This is a genomic window from Micromonospora sp. CPCC 206060 (assembly GCF_036906895.1).
Taxonomy (GTDB): domain Bacteria; phylum Actinomycetota; class Actinomycetes; order Mycobacteriales; family Micromonosporaceae; genus Micromonospora.
The window spans coordinates 19,785-44,113 of the sequence record NZ_JBAKHU010000005.1 but is presented as its reverse complement, the minus strand read 5'-3'; the positions used below and the strand labels follow the sequence as shown (position 1 = coordinate 44,113).

Annotated in this window: 20 protein-coding genes; 5 read left to right on the top strand and 15 right to left on the bottom strand. The window is 72.1% G+C overall.

The window, feature by feature from the left end:
* The first annotated feature begins 12 nt into the window (after window positions 1-12).
* Window positions 13-186 carry a hypothetical protein gene (locus V6U90_RS06710; protein ID WP_334432168.1) on the top strand — a complete coding sequence of 58 codons (174 nt, stop codon included), beginning with the start codon at window positions 13-15 and terminating at the stop codon, window positions 184-186.
* 54 nt (window positions 187-240) lie between these two features.
* Here the strand turns inward: V6U90_RS06710 and dapE are convergent, their stop codons facing one another.
* A complete protein-coding gene (gene dapE / locus V6U90_RS06705; protein WP_334432166.1) occupies window positions 241-1,308 on the bottom strand; it encodes a succinyl-diaminopimelate desuccinylase in 1,068 nt (355 codons plus the stop codon).
* Between the two features lie 80 nt (window positions 1,309-1,388).
* Between dapE and dapD the strand changes: the two genes are divergently transcribed.
* Complete coding sequence (gene dapD / locus V6U90_RS06700) at window positions 1,389-2,348, top strand: 2,3,4,5-tetrahydropyridine-2,6-dicarboxylate N-succinyltransferase (protein WP_334432164.1); 960 nt, start codon at window positions 1,389-1,391, stop codon at window positions 2,346-2,348.
* A 53-nt stretch (window positions 2,349-2,401) separates the two neighbouring features.
* Here dapD and V6U90_RS06695 read toward each other — a convergent pair whose 3' ends face one another.
* A complete protein-coding gene (locus V6U90_RS06695; protein WP_334432162.1) occupies window positions 2,402-5,764 on the bottom strand; it encodes a S8 family serine peptidase in 3,363 nt (1,120 codons plus the stop codon).
* A gap of 287 nt (window positions 5,765-6,051) precedes the next feature.
* On the opposite strand from V6U90_RS06695, the gene V6U90_RS06690 reads away from it, so the two are divergent.
* The gene (locus V6U90_RS06690) at window positions 6,052-8,649 is read left to right on the top strand and encodes a hypothetical protein (RefSeq protein ID WP_334432160.1); all 2,598 of its coding nucleotides are present in this window, start codon (window positions 6,052-6,054) and stop codon (window positions 8,647-8,649) included.
* Window positions 8,650-8,782: 133 nt separating this feature from the next.
* Here the strand turns inward: V6U90_RS06690 and V6U90_RS06685 are convergent, their stop codons facing one another.
* Genes V6U90_RS06685 through fdxA form a run of 5 tightly spaced genes read right to left on the bottom strand, consistent with a single transcriptional unit; the run spans window position 8,783 to window position 12,600 of the window.
* Complete coding sequence (locus tag V6U90_RS06685) at window positions 8,783-9,433, bottom strand: nucleoside/nucleotide kinase family protein (protein WP_334432158.1); 651 nt, start codon at window positions 9,431-9,433, stop codon at window positions 8,783-8,785.
* Window positions 9,430-10,077 (bottom strand): SIMPL domain-containing protein, encoded by a 648-nt coding sequence (locus tag V6U90_RS06680; protein WP_334432155.1) that lies wholly within the window; start codon window positions 10,075-10,077, stop codon window positions 9,430-9,432. The genes V6U90_RS06685 and V6U90_RS06680 overlap by 4 nt, the downstream gene beginning before the upstream one ends.
* Before the next feature lie 4 nt (window positions 10,078-10,081).
* Complete coding sequence (locus tag V6U90_RS06675) at window positions 10,082-11,134, bottom strand: prephenate dehydrogenase (protein WP_334432152.1); 1,053 nt, start codon at window positions 11,132-11,134, stop codon at window positions 10,082-10,084.
* 39 nt (window positions 11,135-11,173) lie between these two features.
* Entirely contained in the window at window positions 11,174-12,277 is a 1,104-nt protein-coding gene (gene dapC / locus V6U90_RS06670) for a succinyldiaminopimelate transaminase (protein ID WP_334432478.1), read from the bottom strand.
* The gene (fdxA, locus tag V6U90_RS06665; RefSeq protein WP_312882260.1) at window positions 12,274-12,600 is read right to left on the bottom strand and encodes a ferredoxin; all 327 of its coding nucleotides are present in this window, start codon (window positions 12,598-12,600) and stop codon (window positions 12,274-12,276) included. Before fdxA ends, dapC begins: the two co-directional genes overlap by 4 nt.
* A 79-nt stretch (window positions 12,601-12,679) precedes the next feature.
* Between fdxA and V6U90_RS06660 the strand changes: the two genes are divergently transcribed.
* Window positions 12,680-13,645, top strand: a complete 966-nt coding sequence (locus V6U90_RS06660) for a GNAT family N-acetyltransferase (protein WP_334432148.1) — start codon at window positions 12,680-12,682, stop codon at window positions 13,643-13,645.
* Window positions 13,646-13,751: 106 nt separating this feature from the next.
* Here the strand turns inward: V6U90_RS06660 and V6U90_RS06655 are convergent, their stop codons facing one another.
* The 3 genes from V6U90_RS06655 to mshB all read right to left on the bottom strand — a co-directional run bounded on the left by V6U90_RS06655 (window position 13,752) and on the right by mshB (window position 15,743).
* Window positions 13,752-14,216, bottom strand: coding sequence for a hypothetical protein (locus V6U90_RS06655; RefSeq protein ID WP_334432146.1), 465 nt, complete (start codon window positions 14,214-14,216; stop codon window positions 13,752-13,754).
* Between the two features lie 79 nt (window positions 14,217-14,295).
* Complete coding sequence (locus V6U90_RS06650; protein ID WP_442933542.1) at window positions 14,296-14,742, bottom strand: hypothetical protein; 447 nt, start codon at window positions 14,740-14,742, stop codon at window positions 14,296-14,298.
* Between the two features lie 17 nt (window positions 14,743-14,759).
* Entirely contained in the window at window positions 14,760-15,743 is a 984-nt protein-coding gene (gene mshB, locus V6U90_RS06645; protein ID WP_334432142.1) for an N-acetyl-1-D-myo-inositol-2-amino-2-deoxy-alpha-D-glucopyranoside deacetylase, read from the bottom strand.
* 85 nt (window positions 15,744-15,828) lie between these two features.
* Here mshB and V6U90_RS06640 point away from each other — a divergent pair, with 85 nt between their 5' ends.
* Window positions 15,829-17,964, top strand: a complete 2,136-nt coding sequence (locus tag V6U90_RS06640) for a S9 family peptidase (protein ID WP_334432139.1) — start codon at window positions 15,829-15,831, stop codon at window positions 17,962-17,964.
* A gap of 115 nt (window positions 17,965-18,079) precedes the next feature.
* On the opposite strand, the gene V6U90_RS06635 is transcribed toward V6U90_RS06640, so the two are convergent.
* From V6U90_RS06635 to V6U90_RS06615, 5 genes are all read right to left on the bottom strand, one after another.
* Window positions 18,080-19,816: an ABC transporter substrate-binding protein gene (locus V6U90_RS06635; RefSeq protein ID WP_334432137.1), complete on the bottom strand. Its 1,737-nt coding sequence runs from the start codon at window positions 19,814-19,816 to the stop codon at window positions 18,080-18,082.
* A gap of 113 nt (window positions 19,817-19,929) precedes the next feature.
* Entirely contained in the window at window positions 19,930-20,916 is a 987-nt protein-coding gene (locus V6U90_RS06630) for an ABC transporter permease (RefSeq protein ID WP_334432135.1), read from the bottom strand.
* Window positions 20,917-20,928: 12 nt separating this feature from the next.
* Window positions 20,929-21,942: an ABC transporter permease gene (locus V6U90_RS06625; RefSeq protein ID WP_334432132.1), complete on the bottom strand. Its 1,014-nt coding sequence runs from the start codon at window positions 21,940-21,942 to the stop codon at window positions 20,929-20,931.
* Window positions 21,943-22,003: 61 nt separating this feature from the next.
* Window positions 22,004-23,023 (bottom strand): ABC transporter ATP-binding protein, encoded by a 1,020-nt coding sequence (locus tag V6U90_RS06620; protein ID WP_334432129.1) that lies wholly within the window; start codon window positions 23,021-23,023, stop codon window positions 22,004-22,006.
* Entirely contained in the window at window positions 23,020-24,042 is a 1,023-nt protein-coding gene (locus tag V6U90_RS06615) for an ABC transporter ATP-binding protein (protein ID WP_334432476.1), read from the bottom strand. Before V6U90_RS06615 ends, V6U90_RS06620 begins: the two co-directional genes overlap by 4 nt.
* Window positions 24,043-24,329 lie beyond the last annotated feature (287 nt).

Here is a 24,329-nt window from a genome sequence, read left to right as displayed (position 1 = left end):
GGAGGAGCAACCGTGATCAGCAACAGCGAGATGATCCGGATCCGGCGGCAGATGCAGCGTCGGATCCGCGACGTGGTGGCCGAGCGGCGGCGGGCCCGGCTGGAGCAGCCGGTCGCCGAGGCCGCGGACGAGGTCGCTGCGGCGGCCGAGGCGTGTCCGGCAGGTGCCTGCGGCACGACCGGCTGACCGCCAGGGGGTGGTGCCCGCCCGGGACCGGACCGCCGGTCCTGGGCGGGGTACTCACGCCAGCCAGCGGTGCAGCGTCGCCGCCCCGTCCCGGATCTTGTTGATCTCGACGTGCTCGTCCGGGTGGTGGGCCAGGTTCGGGTCACCCGGTCCGAAGTTCAGCGCCGGCACGCCCATCGCGGCGAACCGGGCCACGTCCGTCCAGCCCAGCTTGCCGATCGGCGCCGCGCCGACCGCGGCCAGGAACTCCCGGGCCGGCGGTGCGTCCAGCCCCGGTGCGGCCCCGGCCGCCGAGTCGGTCACCGTGACCTCGAAGCCGGCGAACACCTCGCGTACGTGCGCGTGCGCCTCCTCCTCCGTCCGGTCCGGCGCGAACCGGTAGTTGACCTCGATCTCGCACCGGTCCGGGACCACGTTCCCGGCCACCCCGCCGTGGATGCGTACCGCGTTCAGCCCCTCCCGGTACTCGCACCCGTCGATGACGACCCGGCGTGCCTGGTACTCGTTCAGCCGCCGGAGCACCTCACCAGCGCCGTGGATGGCGTTCACGCCGTGCCAGGAGCGCGCCGAGTGGGCCCGTACCCCGGTGGTGGCGACCATCGCCCGCATGGTCCCCTGGCAGCCCGCCTCGACCACCCCGTACGTCGGTTCGAGCAGGACCGCGAAGTCGGCCGTCAGCCACTCCGGGTGCGCCCCGGCGACCAGGAACAGGCCGTTGTACCTCGACTCGATCTCCTCCGCCTCGTAGAAGAAGTACGTCACGTCGTACCGCGGCTCGGGCAGGGTGACCGCCAGGTGCAGCGCGTACGCCACACCGGACTTCATGTCCGAGGTGCCGCAGCCGTACATCAGGTCGCCGCGCATGCTGGACGGGAAGTTGTTGTTGTGCGGCACGGTGTCCAGGTGACCGGCGAGCACGACCCGCTGGGACCGCCCCAGGTCGGTACGGGCCATCACCGTGTTGCCGTACCGCTGGGTGGTCAGGTGCGGAACGCCGCGCAGCACCTCCTCAACGCAGTCGGCGATCGCCTTCTCGTTGAGCGAAACGGACTCTATGTCGACCAGCACCCGGGTCAACGCGACCGGATCGGCCAGTACATCGGGGGTCAACGGGTTCCTCATGTTGGGCACGGTACCGTCAAAACCGGTGCGCACGAGCAGTGATCTTGCGAGCCCCGCAGCCGCGAACGAAAGGTGGAAGAGTGACATCCGCACAGCCCGCGTGGGGCATCGGCCTGGCCACCGTCACCGCCGACGAGCAGGTACTCGACACCTGGTACCCGACCGGAAAGCTCGGTCTGGGCGAACTGCCGCTGGTGCCCGGTGAGGACCAGGGGGACGTTCTCGACCTGCCGCCGACCGCGATCGGTGAACGCGCCCTGCCCGGGCTGCGGACGGTCGTGGTGGTCACCGAGATCGGCTCGCTGGCCGACCCGATCAAGGACACCCCGGACGCGTACCTGCGGTTGCACCTGCTCTCCCACCGGCTGGTCCGGCCCAACGAGCTGAACCTCGACGGGATCTTCGGCGCCCTGCCGAACGTGGCCTGGACCTCGGCCGGGCCGTGCCCGCCGGAGCGGGTCGACGAGTTGCGGGTGATCGAGCGGGCCACCGGCCGGCACCTGGCCGTGTACGGGGTGGACAAGTTCCCCCGGATGACCGACTACGTGACCCCGTCCGGGGTGCGCATCGCCGACGCGGACCGGGTCCGGCTCGGCGCCCACCTGGCCCCCGGCACCACGGTCATGCACGAGGGCTTCTGCAACTTCAACGCCGGCACCCTCGGCACCTCGATGGTGGAGGGCCGGATCGTGCAGGGCGTGGTGGTCGGCGACGGCTCGGACATCGGCGGTGGCGCCTCGATCATGGGCACCCTCTCCGGCGGCGGCACCGAGAAGATCAGCATCGGGCAGCGCAGCCTGATCGGCGCGAACGCGGGTGTCGGCATCTCGCTCGGCGACGACTGCGTGGTCGAGGCCGGCTGCTACATCACCGCCGCCTCGAAGATCGCCCTGCCGGACGGGCGGGTGGTCAAGGCCCGGGAACTGTCCGGGGTGGCCGGCCTGCTCTTCTGGCGCAACTCGCAGACCGGTGCGTTGGAGGCCCGGCCGCGTACCGGCCGGGGCATCGAACTGAACGCCGCGCTGCACGCCAACGACTGACCCGGACGCCGTCCGGACCCCGGCCGGGTGGTCGGGGTCCGGACGGGTTCCGGTCACGTCAGCCGGTACGCCCCGATGACGTGCTGGCTGACCGTGTTACCGGCGGTGTCGGTTGCGGTGGCCCGCAGCGACGCGTGGCCGGTGCCGGCCGGGTGGACGACCCGCGCCACCCAGCCGTGCGCGGTGGCCCGGATCCCCGCCGCGACCCAGGTCCGCCCGCCGTCGTACGAGACGTCGACGGTCAGCGTCCGCACACCGGCGGCCGGGGCACCCGCCTGCCGGTCCACGGTGACCGGGATCTCGAACGCCTTCCCGGCCGGTGCACTGTTCGTGACGTCCAGCTTCGGTGCGAACCGCACCGTCATCGCCGGCAGCGACACCGGCTCGTCCCCGTTGGCGTGCTGGGAGCGGAAGGTCCAGCTCACCCCGACCTCGGTGGCAAGGTCGGTGAAGCTCCGCCGGGCGACCGTCTCCACCCGGTAGTCGGCCGCCTCGGCCGGTACCTCGAACTCACCCCATCCCGCGTCGGTCGTCTCCCCGACCAACGTCCCGTTGCGGTAGAGCGCCGTCCGGGCGCTGTCGTTGAGCGAACCACCCAGGTGCCCGGCGCTGTCGGCGTGTACCGGCAGGAGGACACCGATCACGTCACCCCGCCGGGTGATCCCCTCGTCGCCCCAGCGCACCGGCGGGAAGACCGGCCCGTACGGGGCGGTGTTCCAGACCTCGGCGTAGCGCCGGCCACCGGAGTAGGCGGTGGGCGGGGAGACCAGGACCGACTTCACGTCCAGCCAGCCGTCCTCGTTGCGGATCCCGAAGTCGAGTTCGGTCTCCCACCGGGTACCTCTGACGTTGTAGTACTCGGTCCGCTGACCGGGCACCGCAGTGGGCAGGATGATCGCGGAGGCTCCGGTGTTGTGCCCGACCAGCTCCGGGATGACGATCCGTTCGGTGAGCAGCTCCGGGTCGCCGCCCCGGAACCGGTGGGTGACCGTGGCCAGGTCCCGGCTGCGGTAGTGCTTGAGGAACCCGGTCGGCATCCGGCCGGGGAATGCCTCGGCCATCGCATACAGGTAGGGGCTGCTCGGCGCCCTCAGGTCGGCCCACTGGCTGCTGACCGTGGCCACGAACTGCTCACCGCTGACCGTACGGCCGAGCTGCCCACTGGACAGCCCACTGAAGCTGTCCGCCCAGAGCCCGATGCTGTAGGAGCCCTCGTCGGCCAGGAAGTTGGCGGTCAGGTCGATCAGCGCCGGCGTGGCCGACCGGTCCGGCACGGTGGTCTTCACCGGCTTGGCCCGCCGGGCGTCCACCGCGATCCGCAGGTCCCCGCCGACCACCAGCTCCGGCTGGGCGAGCATGGTGAAGCTGGTCCAGTTGCCGTCCGCGTCCGTGGTCCAGAGGTAGCTGGTCAACCCGTACCGGCCCTTGGGCACCCGCAGCTCGGCCACGCCGTCCGGGTCGTACACACTGTCGAACCGGAACCCGTCCAGCCCCACCAGCAGGGTGTCGTAGTTGGTGGTCTTCCGGCCCGAGCGGTCCCGGTGGTCCAGGGTGAGGGTGTAGCTCTCCACCTCCCGGTGCACCGCGAGCGGCGTGGTCACCAGTCCGGTGCCGGAGCGGGCAACGAGCTGACCGGTGAAGTGCCCGTCCGGGGCGGCGACCCGGGTGTCGGCGGTCACCGTCACCTCCGCCCGGCCCCCGGCCGGTACGGTCAGCCGCTCGGCACCGAGCCGGAACATGCCGGCCGGCGCCGGGGCACCGCCGGGGCCGGCCGCGACGAGGGAGAGGTCCAGCGTGACCGCCGTACCACCCGGGTTGGTGTAGCCGACCGTCCGGGTGACCGGGGTGTCGTCGTCGTGCGGCCAGAGCGCCCGGCCGAACGAGACCGAGGTCGGCTCGCTGGTCACCGTCTGGGTGATGGCCCGGGCCACGTCCACCCGGCCAGCGCCCTGCTGGTAGGCCGTCTGGCCGGGGTGGGGCTTCGCCGAGGCCATCAGGGTGGCCTTGAGCTGCCCGGCACGCCAGTCGGGATGCTGCTGGGCGAGCAGCGCCGCCGCACCCGCGACGTGCGGGGTCGCCATCGACGTGCCGGAGAGGGTCACGTACTGCTCGCCGACCGGGTCACCGAGTTCGGTCCCGGCACCCCGGGCCGCCACGATGTCCACCCCGGGCGCGGTGAGGTCGGGCTTGATCGCGTCGTCACCGACCCGGGGGCCCCGGCTGGAGAACTCGGCGAGCCGGTCGGAGCGGTCCACCGCGCCGACGGACAGCGCGGAGTCCGCGGTACTCGGTGAGCCGACCGACCCGTCCGAGCCGTCGTTGCCGGCGGCGATGACGAAGAGCGCACCGGTCTGCGCGGTCAGGGTCTCGACCGCCTCCTCCAGCGGGTCGGTCTCCGGGGTGTCCCGGCCACCGAGGCTCAGGTTGATCACCATGGCCCGCTTCTCGCTGGCCGCCCAGTGCATGCCGGCCAGGATGGCCGACTCGGTGCAACCGAAGGACTCGCAGACCTTGCCGGAGACCACGGTGGCGTCCGGGGCGACGCCCCGGTACTTCCCGCCGGAGGCGGCGCCGGTGCCGACGATGGTGGAGGCGACGTGCGTACCGTGCCCGACGGTGTCACCCTCGTCCGGCGCCTCGCTGAAGTTGCGCGCCTCGGCGACCCGCCCGGCCAGGTCCGGGTGCGCGGTGTCCACCCCGGTGTCGAGTACCGCGACGGTCACGCCACGCCCGGTCAGACCGGCGGCGTGCGCGGCGGGCGCGCCGATCTGCGCCACACTGTGGTCGAGGTTGATCCGGCGCCGGCCGTCGAGCCAGATCCTGTCGACGCCCCCCGCCGTGTCGACGCGGGCACCGGAGCGTGCCGTGGTGAGCCCGGCCCAGACCGTCGCGGCCCGGTCCTTCGCCGCGGTGGCCGCCACGCCCCCGATCGCCGGCAGGTCCCGGGTGATCCGGATCCCGGCGGTCGCGGTGGCGGTCCGCCGGTCAGCGCCCGGACGGTACGTCAACAGCAGTGGGAGGGCGTCCCGCCGCGCGTCGTCGTACCCGGACTCCACCAGCTCCGTGACGTCGAAGAGCCGCTGGTCGACCCGGCCGGTGCGCAGCAGCGCCACGACGTCCTGCGGTACCACCCGGACGTGCCCGTCGGCCCGGGTGACCAGGAAGCGGAGGTGCTCCCGGCCGGCCCCCGGTCGCACGCTCACCGCCCCACCGGCGGTCAGCGTGACCCGGTCACCGGTCAGCAGGGTGACGGTGGCCGGGACGCCCGGTCCCCGCCCGGCACCGGCGGGGACCGCTCCGGCACCGGCCACTGCGGAACCGGGACGGTCGGGTGGCGCGGCCCAGCCGGCCGCAGGGGCACCGAGTACCAGGCCGAGCACGAGCCCGGCACCGGTGAGTTTCCGTGTTCGCCGCAACGCGAACCTCCTCGTGGGGCGTTGTTACAGACGGATGGTCTACATTGACCACAACCAGACTTACATACTCGGTATCCATCATGGAGTCAGAAATATTACTAAATATGCAAAGAAGGCGACTTCGTCGACAGAAGCGACATGATCGCCCCCCGCCGGGCGCGACGGTCGACCTTCGCCCGGCATGAGCTGCGAAAACAACTATTCACGTACGGGTGAATCAACTAGCCGCGCAGCACCCGGGAGGAGCACTCTGGGTAGTGAGGTCATCACTCCCAGGGGAGGACGCGATGGCTGCTCGGGTTGTGGAGCTACGCGTACACGGGGTATCGAACACCCCACCGGCGGACATTCTGTGCCTGACCCCGGAACCCGGCAACGACGGCCCGACCCCGTGGCTGGTCGCGGGCGACGCCATGACCGGTTTCTACCGGTCGACCGCACCCGACCCGGCCGAACCGGTCGCCGTCGAGGCGTACAGCTGGGGTCAGCTCACGTCGGGTGCGCGTACCGCGAAGGATGTGGAACGGGCGCTGTGGACCGCACTGCTCCCGTTCACCCTGGCCAACGTCGCACTGCACGCCAGACCGGACATCCCGGCCGACCCGGAGACCGAACGGTGGCGGGACCGGCCCGGTGTCGCCGCCTGGCTGATCCGGCTCTTCTGCCTCAGCCTCACCGGCACCCTGGTGCTCGCCGCCACCGGCATCGGGGTCGACCTGATCGGCTGGCAGTGCGTGGACAACCACTGTCTGCGTCGGATACCCGGCCCGTGGGAGTTCCTCGGATCCGGCTGGTGGGGTACCGGCGCCCACTCCCTCGCCATCGGGCTGCTCGTCCCGCTCGGCCTGCTCACCGTGATCGGGCTGCTCACCTGGCGCACCTACCAGTACGAGGCGGCCATGCCGGCCGGTACCGGGGCACCGGACCCCGGTCCGCTGACGAACCCCCTCCAGGATCCCACCTTCTGGTGCGGGGAGGGCCAGGTACGCCGTGCGGCGGTACTGCACCTCTGCACCGGTGTGGTGATCGCCTCAGCGGTGCCACTCGGCGCCGTACTGGTGATGGACCCGCCCACCGGCGGTCGGGCGATCCTCGCCTGGTCCACCGTGTCCCTGCTCGCCGTTCCGCTGGTGATCACCCTGGTCGCGCTCGGTCAGCCGTACCTGAGCCGGCGGGCCGGGGACACCCCGCTCGGGCCGTGGAGTGCCCTGATCGCCGTCCTCACCCTCGCCGGGCTGGTCGGCACGGTGGCCCTGCTGCTGCTGCCGGACGGACCGGCCGGCATCCCGCTGGCCGACCAGCGCCCACCCGACGGCTGCACCCTCGACGGCGGTGTCCCCGGATGCCGGGAGGACCGCTCGTTGCCCGGGTTCGACTGGATCATCGCCTGGTACGGCACCGGTCAGGCAATCCTGCTGCTCGCCATCGGGGCGGTCTCCCGGTCCGGTCGTCGGGCACTGCTGGTACCGGCCACCGGGGTGGTGCTGATCGTCCTCGGTTGCGGCTGGCTCGGTGGCTGGCTGCCCGGCGCGCCCCCGGCGCCGGACTGGCTGAGCACTCCCCTGGTGGCCGCCCCGGCGGTCGCCCTGGCCGCCCTCGGCCTGCTGCTTCCGCGTACGCCGTCCGCCTCCGGAGGATCCCCGCCGCATCGCCAGGACGGGGTCGCCTGGGGCGGTTGCGGCCCGGCGGTGCTCGCCGGATTCGGCTGGCTGCTCGGCATCGCCTACAGCGCGGGCGGGCTGTACTGGGCCACCGACTGGCTCAACAACGGCGCCACCCCCAGTGGTCTCTCCGCCATCACCCCGCCGCTGCCGGTGATGTGGGCCGGGCTGGCCTTCCTGGTCGCCCTGGTCGGACTGGCGTTGACCGGGCTGCGGGCCTGGTGCCTCTTCGTCGGGCTGCGCCGCCGACGGCTCGCCGCGCTCACCCGTCCGGCGGCCCCGCTGTCCGGACACGACCTGCGACGGTGCCGGGACGTGGCCGCCTTCCAGGCGCTGCACCGGCTGGTCGGCGGGCACGCGTTGCGCCTGTCCGGCTGGTTCGCGGCCGGTACCGTTCCGCTCGCTGTCGCCGGCCTCGCCGGTGGACTGGCCCACACCCGTCCGGTACCCGCCCAGCCCACCGGCTGGGAGGTCGTCCTGAAGACCGCCGTGGACATCGGCGACTCGTTGCTCGGTTGGCTACCGGTCGCCATCTCCGGGGTCGGCCTGCTGGTCTACCGCAACGACACGGTCCGCCGCTCGGTGGGGGTCCTCTGGGACGTCGGCACGTTCTGGCCCCGGGCCGCCCACCCGCTCGCACCGCCGAGCTACGCCGAACGGGCGGTGCCCCAGTTGCAGACGCGCACCGCCGGGCTGCTGGCCCTGCCCGCAACACACTCGTACAAGGCGGACGCCATCATCCTCTCCGGGCACAGCCAGGGTGCGGTGATCTCCGCAGCGGTCATCCTCCAGATGCCGGCCCAGTGGCGGCGCCGGATCTGGTTCTTCTCCTACGGCTGCCAGTTCACCCGCCTCTACGGCCGGGTCTTCCCCGCCTTCTTCGGGCCGGACCGGCTGCGTACCCTGACCGCCGCCCTGAGCCACGACGACGGTGCGGATCCGGACGGGGGCGGCGGCACCGACCGCCCGGGTGGTCATGCCGAGCCGGGCTGGACGAACTTCTGGCGGGACACCGACCCGCTCGGTTGGCAGGTCACCGCCGGCGAGCGGGAGGTGGTCGTCCGGGACCCGGCCGCCCTGCACCCGAGCGGCGGTGAGGTGACCGATCCGCCGATCCGCAACCACAGCGGCTACCCGGAGGCGCCCGAGTACCGCCGTGAGCGGGCCCGGGTGGCCACCCTGCTCAGCGGCGCGATACCCGCGCCCCGGGCCGGAACCGGCTGACCCGGGCGAAGGCCACCCCCGCCCCGGCCGCTTTGCTCTGCTTCAATCACGGAAACACCGACGACGAGCTGGGATTCTGGCTCAGCGCAGGCGCCGATGGCACCGCCAGGCCGATGACCGGGCGGACGGGTTGTCAGGCCGGTGCCAGCCGGACCACCAGGTCGGCGCGCCGGGCCGTGCCGGCCACCAGGGTGGCGTTGGCCTCGTCGCTCCCCCGCGCCCACGCCTCCGCCTCGGCCAGGGACCGGCCGTACGCGACGTGCCGTTCGGTCAGCCGGCGCAACCGATCCCCCGCATCCAGATCGAGGAACCACGCCTCGTGCAGCAGCGATCGCACCTCGTCCCACGGATCGATGGGCAGCAGCAGGTAGTTCCCTTCGGTCACCACCAGGCGTACCGACGGCGGGATGGGGATCGCCCCGGCGACCGGCTCCTCCAGATCACGGCGGAACTCCGGCGCGTACACCGTCGTCGGCTCCAGCCGGTGCAGTCGGCGCAACAGGGAGACGTACCCGTTGGCGTCGAAGGTGTCCACCGCACCCTTGCGTTCGATCCGGCCGAGTCGGCGCAGCTCGACCTGGGCCAGGTGGAAACCGTCCATCGGCACCAGCCGGGCAGCCGGTCCGACGGCGGCGACGATCCGCTCGGCCAGGCTCGACTTCCCGGCACCCGGCGCACCGGCGATGCCGAGGAGTTGACGCGGCCCGGCGTCGGCCAGTACCCGGGCCCGGTCCGCGAGCTGGTCGAAGGTGCACCCGCGCGGTGCGGGCGGGGTGGCGCTCACCGGTCCAGGACCGGCTCGCTGATCGCGAACCGCGCCTCCACGCCGGCCTGCACGGTCTGCACCTGCGGATCCAGGTCCAGTTCCGGGGCCGACTCGGCCCCGCCACCGAACCCGAACGCCGCCCGCGTCAGCATCGGCTGATTGGTCATCCCGGTGTCGGTCAGCTCCAGCAGGGCGGTCACCCGGGCGCCGAGCGCCTCCGCGTACTCCCGGGCCCGCTGCACCGCGTCCCGGATCGCCGCGTGCCGGGCCTCCCGGTGCACCGGACTGTCCGGGCGCAGCGACCACCAGGGGCCGGCCACCTCGACCTGGTCCTGCTCGGCCAGCCGCAGCATCAGCTCACCGAGCACCGCGAAGTCGGTCATCGTCACGGTCGTGGCCACACTGCCGTGATAGGCGACCACCCGCTCCCCGGAGCGCTTGAACTCGGGTCGGACCCGCAGGTCACCGGTCTCCCGCCGATCGACGGCCGGACCGTACTCCTCGATCAGCACCCGGATCGCGGCAGCCCGCTCGGCCAGCCGGGTCAGGGTCGCCTGGCGGTCCCGGTCCCGCGCCACCACCGTGACGGTGAACCGGGCGATCTCCGGGGGGACCTCACGGAACGCCTCGCCGCGTACCGCGACGACCGGGGCATCGACCATGGCTTCACCCTAGCGGCGCGGCGCCGTCCCCGCCGGGTTCGTCGTGGTCCGGACGGTGCACGAGGTACGTCACCGTCCCGTCCCGTACGTCGCAGCCGGTCAGGTGCCCCCCGGCGGCACCCAGCTCCAGCAGGAACCGCAATTCCTCGTCGACCGGACCGGTAACCGGGAAGGAGCGCCGGGACCGGGACAGCCCGCGGTCGGGGAGGGCGGCACGTAACGCCTGTGCCCGCAGGTAGTGCGCGAGTAGCTGTTCATCGTCTCCGGACCGCAGGGCCGCCGCGAGCCCGTCCAGGAACGCGGTCACCCCGGCCAACTGCGCGAGGATCTCCGCGCGGTTGCTCATCAGCATGTCCACCGTCCGCTTCGCCGGCGTACCGGCGACCCGGGTACCGTCCCGGAAGCTCCCGGCGGCGAGGCCGAGCACCGCCTCGCGGACCGGTGAGCCGGCGGTGGCCCCGGCGAGACTGCCGGCGAGCAGGTGCGGCACGTGCGAGGCGAGGGCGACCACCGAGTCGTGGACCGTCGGGGACATCGGCACGATCCGCGCCCCGAACACGTCCAGGATCAGGGTGGCCAGCATCCGGAACCGGTCGGGCAGCGTCTCGGCGGTCGGGCAGAGCACCCAGGCGGCCCCGGTGAAGAGGTCCGGCGCGGCCGAGGTCAGCCCGGCCCGCTCGGCACCGGCCATCGGGTGTCCCGGTACGAAGCGGTGGGCCAGCCCGTACGCCGTCGCGGCTGCCGCGACGGCCGACTTGGTGCTGCCCACGTCGGTGAGGAGGCACCCCTCACCGGTCCATCCGCCGATCCGGCCCAGCATCTCCGGCAGGGTGGCGAGCGGGGCACCGAGGAACACCACGTCCCGGTCCCGGACCGCGTCGACCAGCTCGTCGGGAAAGGCCAACCCCTGCCGCCGCCCCTCGGCCCGGGTCGCCGGATCCGGGTCCCACCCGGTCACCGGCAGACCGGCCTGGTGCAGCCGGAGCAGGATGGAACCACCGATCAGGCCGGTACCGACCACCGCCACCCGGACCGGCGAACCGCCTGTCTCCACCATCAGCAGGTACCTCGACGTCTCGATCAGGTACCGGGCGGATCAGTGCCGCAGCCGGTCGGGTACGGCGGCGATCCGCTCGTCCGACTCGGTCAACGCCACCCGTACGTGCCGCTCCCCGCCGGGACCGTAGAAGACGCCGGGCGCGGCGAGGATGCCCCGCTCGGCCAGCCACTCGACGCTGCGCCAGCACTCCTCGCCCCGGGTGACCCAGAGGTAGAGCCCGGCCTCGGAGTGCTCGATGGTGAACCCGGCTGCGGTGAACGCCTCGGCCAGCCGGACCCGCCGGGCCGCGTACCGGTCCCGCTGCGCGGTGGCGTGCTCCTCGTCGCCGAGGGCGGCCACCATGGCGGCCTGCACCGGCGCCGGCACGATCATCCCCGCGTGCTTGCGGACCTTGAGCAGCTCGGCGACCAGGGCCGGGTCACCGGCCACGAAGCCGGCCCGGTACCCGGCCAGGTTGGAACGCTTGGACAGCGAGTGCACCGCCAGCACCCCGTCGTACGAGCCCCCGCAGACCTCCGGCGAGAGCACCGAGACCGGCTCGGCCTCCCAGCCCAACGGCAGGTAGCACTCGTCGCTGGCGACCACCGCGCCCCGCTCCCGGGCCCAGTCGACCACCTTGCGCAGGTGCGCGGTGGGCAGCACCTGACCGGTCGGGTTACCGGGCGAGTTGACCCAGACGAGCCGGACCCGGGGAGTCGGACCGGCTGCGGTCAGCGAGTCGGTACGCAGCACGTCGGCACCGGCCAGCCGCGCCCCGTCCGAGTAGGTCGGGTAGCAGATGCGCGGGACCACCACGGTGTCGCCGGGACCGATGCCGAGCAGGGTGGGCAGCCAACCGACCAGTTCCTTGGAGCCGATCGTCGGCAGCACGCCGAACCCCTCCGCCGCCCCGCAGGCCCGGCGCACCCAGGCGGTGATCGCCGCACGCAGCGCCGGAGTGCCCGCGGTCAGCGGGTACCCGGGGCTGTCGGCCGCCCCGGCCAGCGCCGCCTGGATGACCGGCGGCACCGGGTCGACCGGCGTACCCATGGAGAGGTTGATCAGCCCGCCCGGGTGTGCCGCAGCCCGTACGGCCGCGGCGTCCAGGGCGTCCCAGGTGAACTCGGGTAGCCGGGCCGAGACGGCCGCTGGGCGGTTCAGTGGCCCTCTCCGCGCGGCGGCTGGGCGGCCACGAACGTGGCGTCCTTCTCCACCTTGCCGATCTTGGAAGCGCCGCCCGGCGAACCGAGGTCCTCGAAGAACTCGTAGTTCGCCGAGGTGTAGTCCTTCCACTGCTCCGGCACGTCGTCCTCGTAGAAGATCGCCTCGACCGGGCAGACCGGCTCACAGGCACCGCAGTCGACGCACTCGTCGGGGTGGATGTAGAGCATCCGGTTGCCCTCGTAGATGCAGTCGACCGGGCACTCCTCGATGCATGCCTTGTCGAGCACGTCCACGCAGGGCTCGGCGATGATGTAGGTCACCGGTCTTCTCCTCCGCAAGCTACGCCGCGATCACCCGCGACGGTTAGAGCCTAGTATCTCGCCGGGGAGGGGGTCGACCATGCTCCGACGGCAGGATGTGGGACACCGGATCGTAGTCCGGCGGATTGTGGGGATTTGCGACGGGCGGACGCTCTTCTCCGACGCGCTGGGCGAGCTGGTGGAGCTGAGCGAGACCCATCTCACTCTGGCCACCGCCCAGGGCCGGCTGCGGGTACCCCACTCGGAGGTACACCGGGCCAAACGGGTGCCACCGGCCCGACGGCCGACCGCCACCGCGATGGCCGCCCTGGAACGTGCCGCCAACGAGGCATGGCCCGCACCCGACCAGCACCGCCTCGGCGACTGGCTGCTGCGCAGCGCCGACGGCTGGACCGGGCGGGCGAACTCGGCCCTGCCGGTCGGTGACCCGGACCGGCCGCTGCCGGCCGCCGTGGACGCGGTGCAGGCCTGGTACGCCGACCGGGAGCAGCCTGCCCAGATCAACACCCCGCTGCCGCTGGCCAGTCCGGTCGGCGCCGAACTGGACGCCCGGGGCTGGACGGCCAGCCCGCTGGTCCTGGTGCAGACCGCCCCGCTGGACACCGTCATCGACGCGGCACCGCCGGCCACCGGCCTGCCCCCGGTCCGGCTGGCCGAGGCCCCGTCAGACGACTGGATCGGGCTGGCCGCCGGCCGCAAGGGTGGCTTCCCACCGGCGGCCCGGCACGTGCTGACCGCCGTCGACCAGCTCCGCTTCGCCGAGGTGTACGACGGCGGCGAACTGGTCGCCATCGCCCGGGGCACGGTGACCGGACCGGACCGCTGGCTCGGGCTGAGCCTGGTCGAGGTAGCCGAGAACGCCCGGCGACGCGGTCTCGGCCGGCACGTGATCGCCGCCCTGGCCGCCTGGGGCCGGGAGACCGGCGCCACCGCCGCCTTCCTCCAGGTGGAACAGCGCAACACCGCAGCGGTGACGCTCTACCAGGGGCTCGGTTTCCGCACCCACCACACCTACCTCACCCGCCGCGAAGCACACGGTGGATAGGTGTAAGGAAGGGCCCCCTATTAACGCTTCCGGTAGAGGAAGGGCCCCTTCTTAACACCCCGGGCAGCGCGAGCCCAGACGCTCAGCGGACAGGCGGCCCGGACGCTCAGCGGCGTACCACCCGACGCGGCTTGGACTGCTTGAGTTCGGCGTACCGGCGCAGCGACTCCGAGCGGTGGTCCCAGCCCAGCGCGGTGAGTACCAGGTAACCGAGCAGCGCCCCACCGGCGGCGAAGGCCGCGTAGAGCCCGATCTGGGCGAAGAACCCGCCCGCCCCGTCGGCGAACGGCTGGCTGCCGCTGAGGAACGGCCCGACCAGGACGGTCAGCGCCATGGCCACCAGCACCGCCGCGGCCAAATCCGCACCCCACCGGGCGACCGGCAGCCGCCGGCCCTGCACGAACGCGACCACCGCCAGGATCAGCCCGATCACCGCGAACATGCCGAGCGAGATCCGGTCAGCCGCCTCGGAGTCGCCGTCGAACCCGAACCGGGTCACCAACCGGGCCACCACATTGACCACGAACAGCACACCGGCGAGCACCCCGACCGGCAGCCAACGCTCCCTCATCCACGCCTCCCGCTGTATCACCCCGCTCTTACCGGGGTCTCCTGGCAGGAATATGTACCACCCGGAGCTGTGGACGTCATCACCTGGAACGGGCCGCCGCCGGGGCGAGGACGAGGCGGAACGCCATCACCGCGAAGGTCATCGCACCGGCGACGATCATGGCGAGACCGACCCAGTTGTCCCCGGCGAGCAGCAGGTCCCCCTCGTCGGTGCGGACCGCCGCGACGACCATCACCGCGAACCACGGCACCGCCGGCAGGGCGACCGCCCAGCCGGCACCCACCGCCCGGTGGGCGAACCAGCTCAGCACCAGGTTGGCCACCACCACCACGGGTACCGCGACGCCGATCAGGTGACCACCGGCGCGGACCCCGGCCAGCATCAGCTCCACCAGCCCGGTCAGCACCGCACCGGAGACCGCGAGCACGCCGGCCACCGCCCGTAGCACCAGGTCCGCGGTACGCCGCCAGGACTCCGGCGGGGCCGGGTCGGCCGGTGGAGCCTGCTCGGGTACGGCGGCGGACATCGGCGGGCTCGGCAGGGTCACCGGACGCCGGCCGCTTCCGGCGCACCCGGTTCCGCCGGGGTCCGCACCGCCGGTCCGGCCGGGTCCGGGCCGCCCGCCGACCCGGCCGGGTCCGGGCCGTCCAGCGGCAGCCCGGCGAAGAGGTCGTCCTCCCAGCCGTACGGCCCGGCGCCCGGGCCACGGACACCTGCGGCGAGGGTGTAGTACTCCACCCCCATGAACTCCGCCCCGAAGTTCCCGGCGATGGAGTAGAGCCAGGAGTTCTCCGGGATCTGGGTGGCGTGCGCCCGCATCGCCGCCTCCTTGGCGGCGTGCTGGTCGGTGGCGTCGATCCGGGCGGCGATCTGTTCGTCGTCGGTACCGAAGGGCAGCTCGTCGAGCTGGTCGACCCCGGCGAACGGGTTGTCCGACGACTCGGCGAAGGCACTCATCCCGGCGGCGAGCACGCTCTTCGGCAGCGCCGTCCAGTAGATCTTGGCTGGTCCGATGCCTTCTGCGGCGGCCAGCTCGGCGGCGCGCATCGCCACCCGGTGCGCCTGGATGTGGTCGGGATGACCGTAGAAGCCGTTGTCGTCGTACGTGATCATGACCTGTGGACGGACCTCGCGGATCACCGCCAGGAGCTGACCGGCGGCGGTCTCCAGGTCGGCCCGCCAGAACGCCCGGGGGTGGTCGTTGGTCGGCATGCCCATCATCCCGGAGTCCCGGTACCGGCCGGCGCCGCCGAGGAACCGGTGGTCGGTCACCCCGAGCGCCGCGCAGGACGCCGCCAGTTCGGCGATCCGGTACCCGCCGAGCTGGTCCGCCTCGGCAGCCGCGAGCTGCGCCAGCTCCGGTACGTGGATCTCCCCCTCCTCGCCGAGGGTGCAGGTGACCAGGGTGACGTGGGCACCGGCGGCGGCGTAGTACGCCATCGTCGCGCCGGTGCCGATCGCCTCGTCGTCGGGATGCGCGTGGACCAGCAGGAGCCGGCGGTCGGGCAGGTCAGTCACGACCGCCACTCTAGTGCCCTGGTCGGGCGCACCGACGTTGACGCGTCCACGCAGGTAGGCCACATCACCGCGGGTACCCCTCTACGATCTCGGTGTGGAGTATCCGGAGCTGGCCGCCCGTACCCGCCGCTTCACCCGGGGCACCCCCCGCGCCGTCACAGTCGCCGACGACGGGTCGCGGGTGATCTTCCTGCGGTCCGGCGGCCCTGAGGACCCGGCCGACGCCCTCTGGCTGCTGGATGTGGCGACCGGCGGGGAACGCCTGGTCGCCGACCCGGCGGCGCTGCTCGGCGCGGACGCCGACCTGGCCGCCCTGCCCCCGGCGGAACGGACCCTGCGGGAACGGTTGCGACTCTCCGCCGCCGGCATCGGTTCGTACGCCACCGACCCGGCGGCCCGGGTGGCCGTCTTCACGGTCGCCGGCCGCCTGTTCCGGGCCGACCTGGTGCACCGGGACGTGGTCGAGGTCACGACCGTCGGGCCGGTGATCGACCCCCAACCCGATCCGACCGGTCAGCGGCTGGCCTACGTCACCCAGGCCGAGGGGACCGGTCAGCTCCGGGTGATCGAGCCCGACGGCACCGACAACCTGCTCGCCGGGGAGGACTCCGGGGTCTCCTGGGGGGTGGCCGAGCACATCGCGGCGGAGGAGTTCGGCCGGTACCGGGGCTACTGGTGGGCGCCGGACGGCCGGTCCGTCCTCGCCGCCCGCGTCGACGAGAGCCGCCTGCCCCGCTGGTACACCCACGACCCCGCCGCCCCGGACAGCGAGCCGACCAGCGCCGCCTACCCGGCGGCCGGCGGGCCGAACGCCGAGGTGAGCCTACACCTGCTCGACCTGGACGGCGGCTGGGTCGACGTGCACTGGGACCGGGAGACCTACCCGTACCTGGTGTCGGTGCACTGGGCTGAGAGCGGACCGTTGATCACGGTGCTGCGCCGGTTGCAGCAGCACGGCCTGGTGCTCGCGATCGACCCGCGTACCGGCGAGACCCAGGTGCACGCGGAACTGGCCGACCCGCGCTGGGTGGAGCCGATCCCGGGCACCCCGGCGCACCTGCCGGACGGCCGGGTACTCGTCGGCGGGGAGCTGGCGCACGACGGGTACGACGCCCGCTGCCTGTTCGCCGACGGGACGCTGCTCACCCCGCCCTCGCTCTACGTCCGCCGGGTGGTGGGGCGGCTCGCCACCGGCGACGGGCCGGCCGATCTGCTGGTCGAGGCGAGTGACGGCGAGCCGAGCCAGCGGCACCTGTTCCGGGTCCGCACGACGATCGGGGCCGGGGTGGAGGCCCGCCGGCTGACCACCGATCCGGGCTGGCACACCGCTGCGGTCGGCGGCGACGTACTGGTGGTGGGCAGTGCCTCACTCGACCACCCGGGTACCCGGTGGACGGTGTGGCGGGGCGACACCGAGCTGGCCACCCTGCGGTCGTTCGCGGCAACCCCGCCGTACGCCCCGCGCCCGGTGCTGGAACGGGTCACCGACCGGCGGCTGCCGACCGCGGTGCTCTACCCCCGCGACCATGTGTCCGGGCGCCGGCTGCCGGTTCTGCTCGACGTGTACGGCGGACCCGGTCACCAGGAGGTGGTGGCCGCCCGGTCCGCGTGGCTGGAGCGGCAGTGGTGGGCCGACCGCGGTTTCGCGGTGGTCACCGTGGACAACCGGGGTACCCCCGGCGTCGCACCGTCGTTCGAGAAGGTGATCCACCGGCGGGTCGCCGACGTGGTGCTGCTCGACCAGGTCGACGCGCTGACCGCACTCGCCGGGAAACACCCGGACCTGGACCTCGGGCGGGTGGCGGTCCGGGGCTGGTCGTTCGGTGGCTGGCTGGCCGGGCTGGCGGTGCTGCGCCAGCCGGAGCTGTTCCGCTGCGCCATCGTCGGCGCCCCGGTCACCGACTGGGCGCTCTACGACACCGCCTACACGGAGCGCTACCTGGGGCTGCCGGCCGAGGGTGTCGAGGTGTACGCGCACCACTCGCTGGTCGAGCTGGCCGCCGAGCCGGTGATCCGCCCGGACGACGCCCGGCCGATGCTGCTGGTGCACGGGCTGGCCGACGACAACGTGGTGGCCGCGCACACGCTGCGCCTCTCCGCCGCGCTGCTGGCCACCGGCCGGCCGCACGCGGTGATCCCGCTGACCGGCGCGACCCACATGGCGGCCGGCGGCACCGCCGAACGCCTGCTCGCCCTGGAGCTGGACTTCCTCCGCACCCACCTGAACTGAGGGCTGGGGTGTAAGGAAGGGCCCCCTATTAACGCTTTCGGTAGAGGAAGGGCCCCTTTTTAACACTCACGTGTTAAAAAGGGGCCCTTCCTTACACCTCAGCGCAGTCGGGCGACTACTGCTTGACGTGGACGTTCACCAGGGCCGGGTAGCCGAAGATGCTGGAGATGAAGATCCCCCCGACCTTCGACCCGTGCAGGTAGTAGCCGTTCTCGACGAAGAGCGGCACCGCCGGGGCGAGTTCCTTCATGATCCGCTGGTCGAGCTTCGCCCACTCCTTGCCCTGCTCGGTCACGGGGAGGGCGAGGATCCGGTCGAACTCGGCGTTGATCGCGTCGTTGTTGACGTACGCCGTGTTGCTGTTGTTCTCCGCCTTGATGGTGCGACCGTCGAAGAGCACCGGCAGGATCGCCGCGCCGCTGGGCCAGTCAGCCGCCCACTGGTCGGTGTAGATGTCCCACGGGTTGCCCTTCTTGCCCACCTCGTCGAGCTTGGCGTCGGTCGGGATGGTCTTCACCGTGATCTTGAAGCCGGCCTTCTCCAGGTTGCCCTTGAGCTGGGTGGCCAGCTCGGTGGAGTCGTCGGAGATGCCGAGCACCAGCTCGGGGGTCTTGCCGGCGAGCAACTCCTTGGCCTTCTCCACGTCGCCGGTCGGGCCGGCCGGGTACGCGTCGTACTGCTCGTAACCGATGGTCGACGGCGGCAGCAGCGTGGTGACCGCGCGGGCGGAGGCCTCACCGCCGTACGCCTTGATGAAGCCGGAGCGGTCGATGGCGTAGTTGAGCGCCTGGCGTACCGCCAGGTCGGTGACCCGCTCGGTGTTGATGGTCAGCCGCCAGAGGCTGGGCGTGGGGCCCTGCACCGAGCGCGGCTTCAGCGCGGCGTCCCCGGTGACCCGGGCGACCAGCGCGGAGGGGACACCGTTCCAGGCCAGCGCGGTCTGGTCGTCGCCGTTGTCGGCGATCACCCGGTTGGCGCCCGCTTCGCTGTCCGGGCCGAAGGTCCACACGATCTTGTCCGGGTACGCGTGCCGCACCGGGTCGGTCTTGGCGTCCCAGTGCTCGTTGCGCTCCAGCACGGTCTCGACGCCGGCCTGGTTCTTGGTGACCTTGTAGGGCCCGGAGGAGAACGGGGCGTTGTCCAGGTTGACCCCGGTGTCCTTGTCCGCCGGCAGCGGCGCGGTGTACGGCAGGGACGCGGCGAACGGCAGGTCGCAGTGCGGCTTGGCGAACTCGAACTTCAGCGTCTTCGCGTCCGGCGTGCTCAGGCCGGGCGGCAGCGCGGTCTTGTTGGCCTTGAAGTTCCACTTGGTGTCGTACTGCGGGGTGTCGGCGAGCCACTCCTGGAGGTAGGTGGGGCCACCGGTCAGGTCCGGGTCGAACGAGCGGGCGATGCCGTACGCGATCTCCTTGCTGGTGATCGGCCGGCCGTCCTCGAACTTCACGCCGTCCTTGATGGTGAATTCCCAGACCTTGCAGTCGCCGTTGACGTCCTTGCCGGGCGTCTCGGCCAGGTCACCGACGAGGGTCACCTTGCCGGAACCGTCGTCCTTGAAGGTGGTCAGGAAGCGGCTGTAGAGCGGGGCGTTCATCAGGCCGGCGAACGAGTAGACCCGCTGCGGGTCCATGTGCGAGATCTTGGTTTCCCGGATGATCCGGAAGGTGCCCCCCTTGGCGGCTCCGGGCACCTCGGCGGCCGGACCCATCGAGTCCTTCGGGTCGGCGGCGATCGATCCGCTGGACACCCGGGTGGTGTCGTCCGAGGTGTCGGTGCCCTTGTTCTCGCTGCACGCGCCCATGACCGCGAGCAGTGCGAGCGCTCCGCCGGCGGCGGCTGCCCTCTTTAGGCGCATCTCGCGCCTCCTCCCTGATTAACCCTGTTCAGCGTGGCAGAATCTGTAGAAAAGCTACGGTTTGTCTAGCAGAGTCCGGCGGAAGTTTCCATGCTCACGGGCCAGCCGATGCTCTATCGCAACCGCACCCGGGGATCGATGGTGGCGTACAGGATGTCCACCACGATGTTGGCGACCACGATGAAGACCGCCGAGATCAGTACGGTCGCCATGATGGTCGGCAGGTCACCCGCCCGGACCGCGTCCACTGCGGTACGCCCCAGCCCCTGGATACCGAAGGTGGTCTCGGTGATCACCGTCCCGCCCAGCGCGCTGCCCACGTCCAGCCCGGCGATGGTGACCACCGGGGTGATCGCGGCCCGCAGCGCGTGCCGGCCGTAGACCTTCCGTTTGGCCAGCCCCTTGGCCCGGGCCGTCCGCACGAAGTCCTCCGACAGCGTCTCCAGCATCTGTGCCCGGGACAGCCGGGCGTAGATCGCGGAGAACAGGAACGCCAACGCCACCCAGGCCAGCACCAGGCCGCTGGCCCACTTCACCGGATTGTCGAAGATGGAGGTGTAGTTCGGCACCGGGGTGATCCGCAGGTGGTAGGTGAAGATCAGCAGCAGCACCGCACCGACGAAGTAGAGCTGCAACGAGGCGCCGGTGAGCGAGAAGCCGATGGCCAGCCGGTCCAGCAGGGTGCCCCGGCGCAGCGCGGAGACCATGCCCAGCCCGACCCCGAGCAGCAGCCAGAGGATCGCCGCCGGGATCACGATGCTCAGCGTCACCGGGAGTACCCGGGCGAGGGTGTCGGTGACCGCCTCGCTGTTGACGTACGAGTAGCCCAGGCACGGGGCCTCACACCGGCCGCCCTGGGAGCTGCCCAGGTCCCGGCCGACCACGATGCCCTTCATGTAGTTGGCGTACTGCTCGACCAGCGGGTCGCGCAGCCCCAGCTCCTCGCGGACCCGCTCCAGCCGTTCGGCGTTGCAGTTCTTCGGGCACATGCCACTGACCGGGTCACGGGGCAGTCCGAAGAACATCAGGAAACTCAGCACGCTCACCGCGAACAGGGTGAGCACGGCGGTGAGCAGCCGCCGGACCAGGAATCGCGTCATCGTCCGGACCCCCTACCGGGAAGACTTCGGGTCGAGCGCGTCGCGCAGCGCGTCACCGAACAGGTTGAAGGCCAGCACCAGCGCGAAGATGGTGATGCCGGGGAAGAAGACGTACGCCGGGTCGGTCTGCAGGTACGGGATGCTCTGGAAGATCATCCGACCGAAGTCGGCGGTCGGTTCGAGGATCCCGATACCGAGGAAGGACAGCGCCGCCTCCCCGGTGATGTACTGCGGCACCGCCAGCGAGAAGGCGACCAGGATCGGCGCCCAGAGGTTCGGCAGCAGTTGCCGGAAGAGCATGTGCCCCAGCCCCGCCCCGCTGGCCCGGGCCGCCTCGACGAACTCCCGCTCCCGCAACGAGATCACCTGTCCCCGGACCAGCCGGGCGGTACTCGTCCAGCCGAACGCGGCGAAGATCCCGATCAATACTGCCACCTGGAACCAGGCCGGCACCTCCTCGCGCGGACCGTAGAACCGCAGCGCCACGGTCGGCACCACGGCCAACGCGAAGATCAGGAAGGGCAGCGCCAGCGCGACGTCGGTGATCCAGCTGATCACCGTGTCGACGATCCCGCCCAGGAACCCGGCGACGATGCCGGCGACCACCCCGATCGTGGTGGTGACCAGGGCGGCGGCGAACGCGATGAACAGCGACGTCCGCATCCCGTAGATCATGCGGATGAAGATGTCCCGACCCAGCCCGGGTTCCAGCCCGAACCAGTGGTCCCCGGTGATCCCGCCGACGTAGCCCAGCGGCATGCCGTTGCCGTCCAGCAGCTCCTGGAACTGCTCGTTCGGCCCGACCCCGTACAGCTTCGAGATCAGTGGCGCGGCCAGCGCGAGCACCATCAGGACCACCAGGACGCCACCGCTGACCATGGCCGTCCGGTCCCGGCGCAGCCGGGCCCAGGCGAGTTGTCCCGGGGAACGGCCGACGAACGCCTTCCGCTCCTCCGACATGACGCCCGGCTCACCGACCGGCCCGGCCCCGTCCGGCACCACCTTCTCCACTCCGGACCGGCTCACTCCGCCACCTTCCCCACTCCGGACCGGCTCACTCGGGCCGCCCGCTCCGCTCCGGACCGGCTCACTCGGCCACCTCCAGCACGTCGGCGACCGGCCCGTCCACCGGCCCCTCCTCCGGGAAGTGGCAGGCCGTCTCCTGTCCGCCACCGCGCGGCACCAGGGCGGGTTCCTCGGTGGCGCACCGGTCCTGGGCCTTCCAGCAGCGGGTCCGGAACCGGCACCCCGAGGGCGGGTCCAGCGGGGTCGGCACGTCCCCGGTCAGCCGGATCCGGCCGGCCGGACCGAGCCGGGTCAGGTCCGGAACCGCCGAGAGCAGGGCCCGGGTGTACGGGTGCTGCGGGCGCTCGTAGATGTCCGCCCGGTCACCGATCTCGACGATCCGGCCGAGGTACATCACCGCGACCCGCTGGCAGAAGTGCCGGACCACGGCCAGGTCGTGGGCGATGAAGACGAACGCCAGGCCGAGTTCGCGTTGCAGGTCGCGGAGCAGGTTGATCACCTGCGCCTGGATCGACACGTCCAGGGCGGAGACCGGCTCGTCGGCCACGATCAGCTTGGGGCGCAGGGCCAGGGCCCGGGCGATGCCGATGCGCTGCCGTTGACCGCCGGAGAACTCGTGCGGGTACCGGTTGTAGTGCTCCGGGTTGAGGCCGACCAGCTCCAGCAGCTCCTGTACCCGGGCCTTCACCCCGCCCGGCGGCCGGACCCCGTTGACCTGCAACGGCATCGCCACGATCCGGCCCACCGTGTGCCGGGGGTTCAGTGAGGCGTACGGGTCCTGGAAGATGATCTGGAGGTCCTGGCGGAGCGGGCGCAGTGCACCCCGTCGGGCGTGGGTGATGTCCCGGCCCTCGAAGGTGATCGTCCCGCCGGTCGGCTCCAGCAGCCGGACCAGCATCCGGCCGGTGGTGGTCTTGCCGCAGCCGGACTCCCCCACCAGGCCGAGCGTCTCGCCGGGGCGTACCTCGAAATCCAGACCGTCGACGGCACGGACCAGGCCGGTGGTCCGGAACCCGCCCCGGACCGGGAAGTGCTTCGTCAGCCCCTTCACCTGCAACAACGGCTCGACAGGGGCACTCATAGCTCGGCTCCCACGTGGGCGGTCTCCTCGGTGCGGATCCGGACCCGGTCGACGGCGGGCAGGTGGCAGGCGACCAGGTGACCCGGCTCGTCGGTGGGCCGCAACTCGGGTACCTCGCTGGTCGACCGGCCGCCGGTACGACCGGCGTACCCGCATCTCGGGTGGAACGCGCAGCCGCTCGGCAGGTCGATCAGGCTGGGCGGGTTTCCCCGGATCGGGACCAGGTCCGCGTCGGCCGGGCCGTGCAGGGAGGGCACGCTGGAGAGCAGGCCCCAGGTGTACGGATGCTGCGGCCGGCGCAGCACCTGCTCGACCGTGCCGTGCTCGACGCCCCGGCCGCCGTACATCACCAGCACGTCGTCGGCGACCTGGCCGACCACGCCGAGGTCGTGGGTGATCAGGATGATCGCGGAGTGGAACTCGGCCTGGAGGTCGGCCAGCAGGTCGAGGATCTGCGCCTGCACGGTCACGTCCAGCGCGGTGGTCGGCTCGTCGGCGATCAGCAGGGCCGGGTCGTTGACCAGGGCCATCGCGATCATCGCGCGCTGCCGCATGCCACCGGAGAACTCGTGCGGGTACTGGTCGAACCGCTTCGCCGGCTGTGGGATGCCGACCCGGCCGAGCATGTCCACCGCGCGCTGCCGGGCCACCCGCCGGGACGCCCGGGGGTGGTGGATCCGGTACGCCTCGGCGATCTGCCGGCCCACCGTGTAGTAGGGGTGCAGCGCGGAGAGCGGGTCCTGGAAGATCATCGCCAGGTCCCGGCCACGCAGCCGGCGGATCTCCTCGTCGCCCAGCCCGACCAGTTCCCGGCCGCCGAGCGAGATGCTGCCGGTGATGGTGGTCCGCCGGGCATCGTGCAGCCCGAGTACGGCGAGGCTGGTCACGCTCTTGCCCGAACCGGACTCACCGACGATGCCCAGGGTGCGGCCCCGGTCGACGCTGAACGAGACTCCGTCGACCGCACGCACCACGCCGTCGGTGGTGTCGAAGCGCACCCGCAGGTCCGTCACCCGCAGGTACGGACCGGCACCGCTGGCCGCCGCCGTCGGCTGCCGGTCGTCCGGTGCCCCGGTTGACGCCGGTTCCGGCTTGCCCACGACCGCCTCCCTCGTGTCCGCCCCACCCGGAGGTCCCCTGGTCACACCGGACCCGCCGGGGCGGGATGCGACGAAAGGAACCTACAGCAGAACTCAGAGGGTGAAAATAAGCTACACAAACGGGGTCTGTCAGCGGCCGGTGGCGTAACGAGTCGGTATCGCCCGACCCGACCCGCACCCCGACACATTCAAGCCTGCCTCCGCAT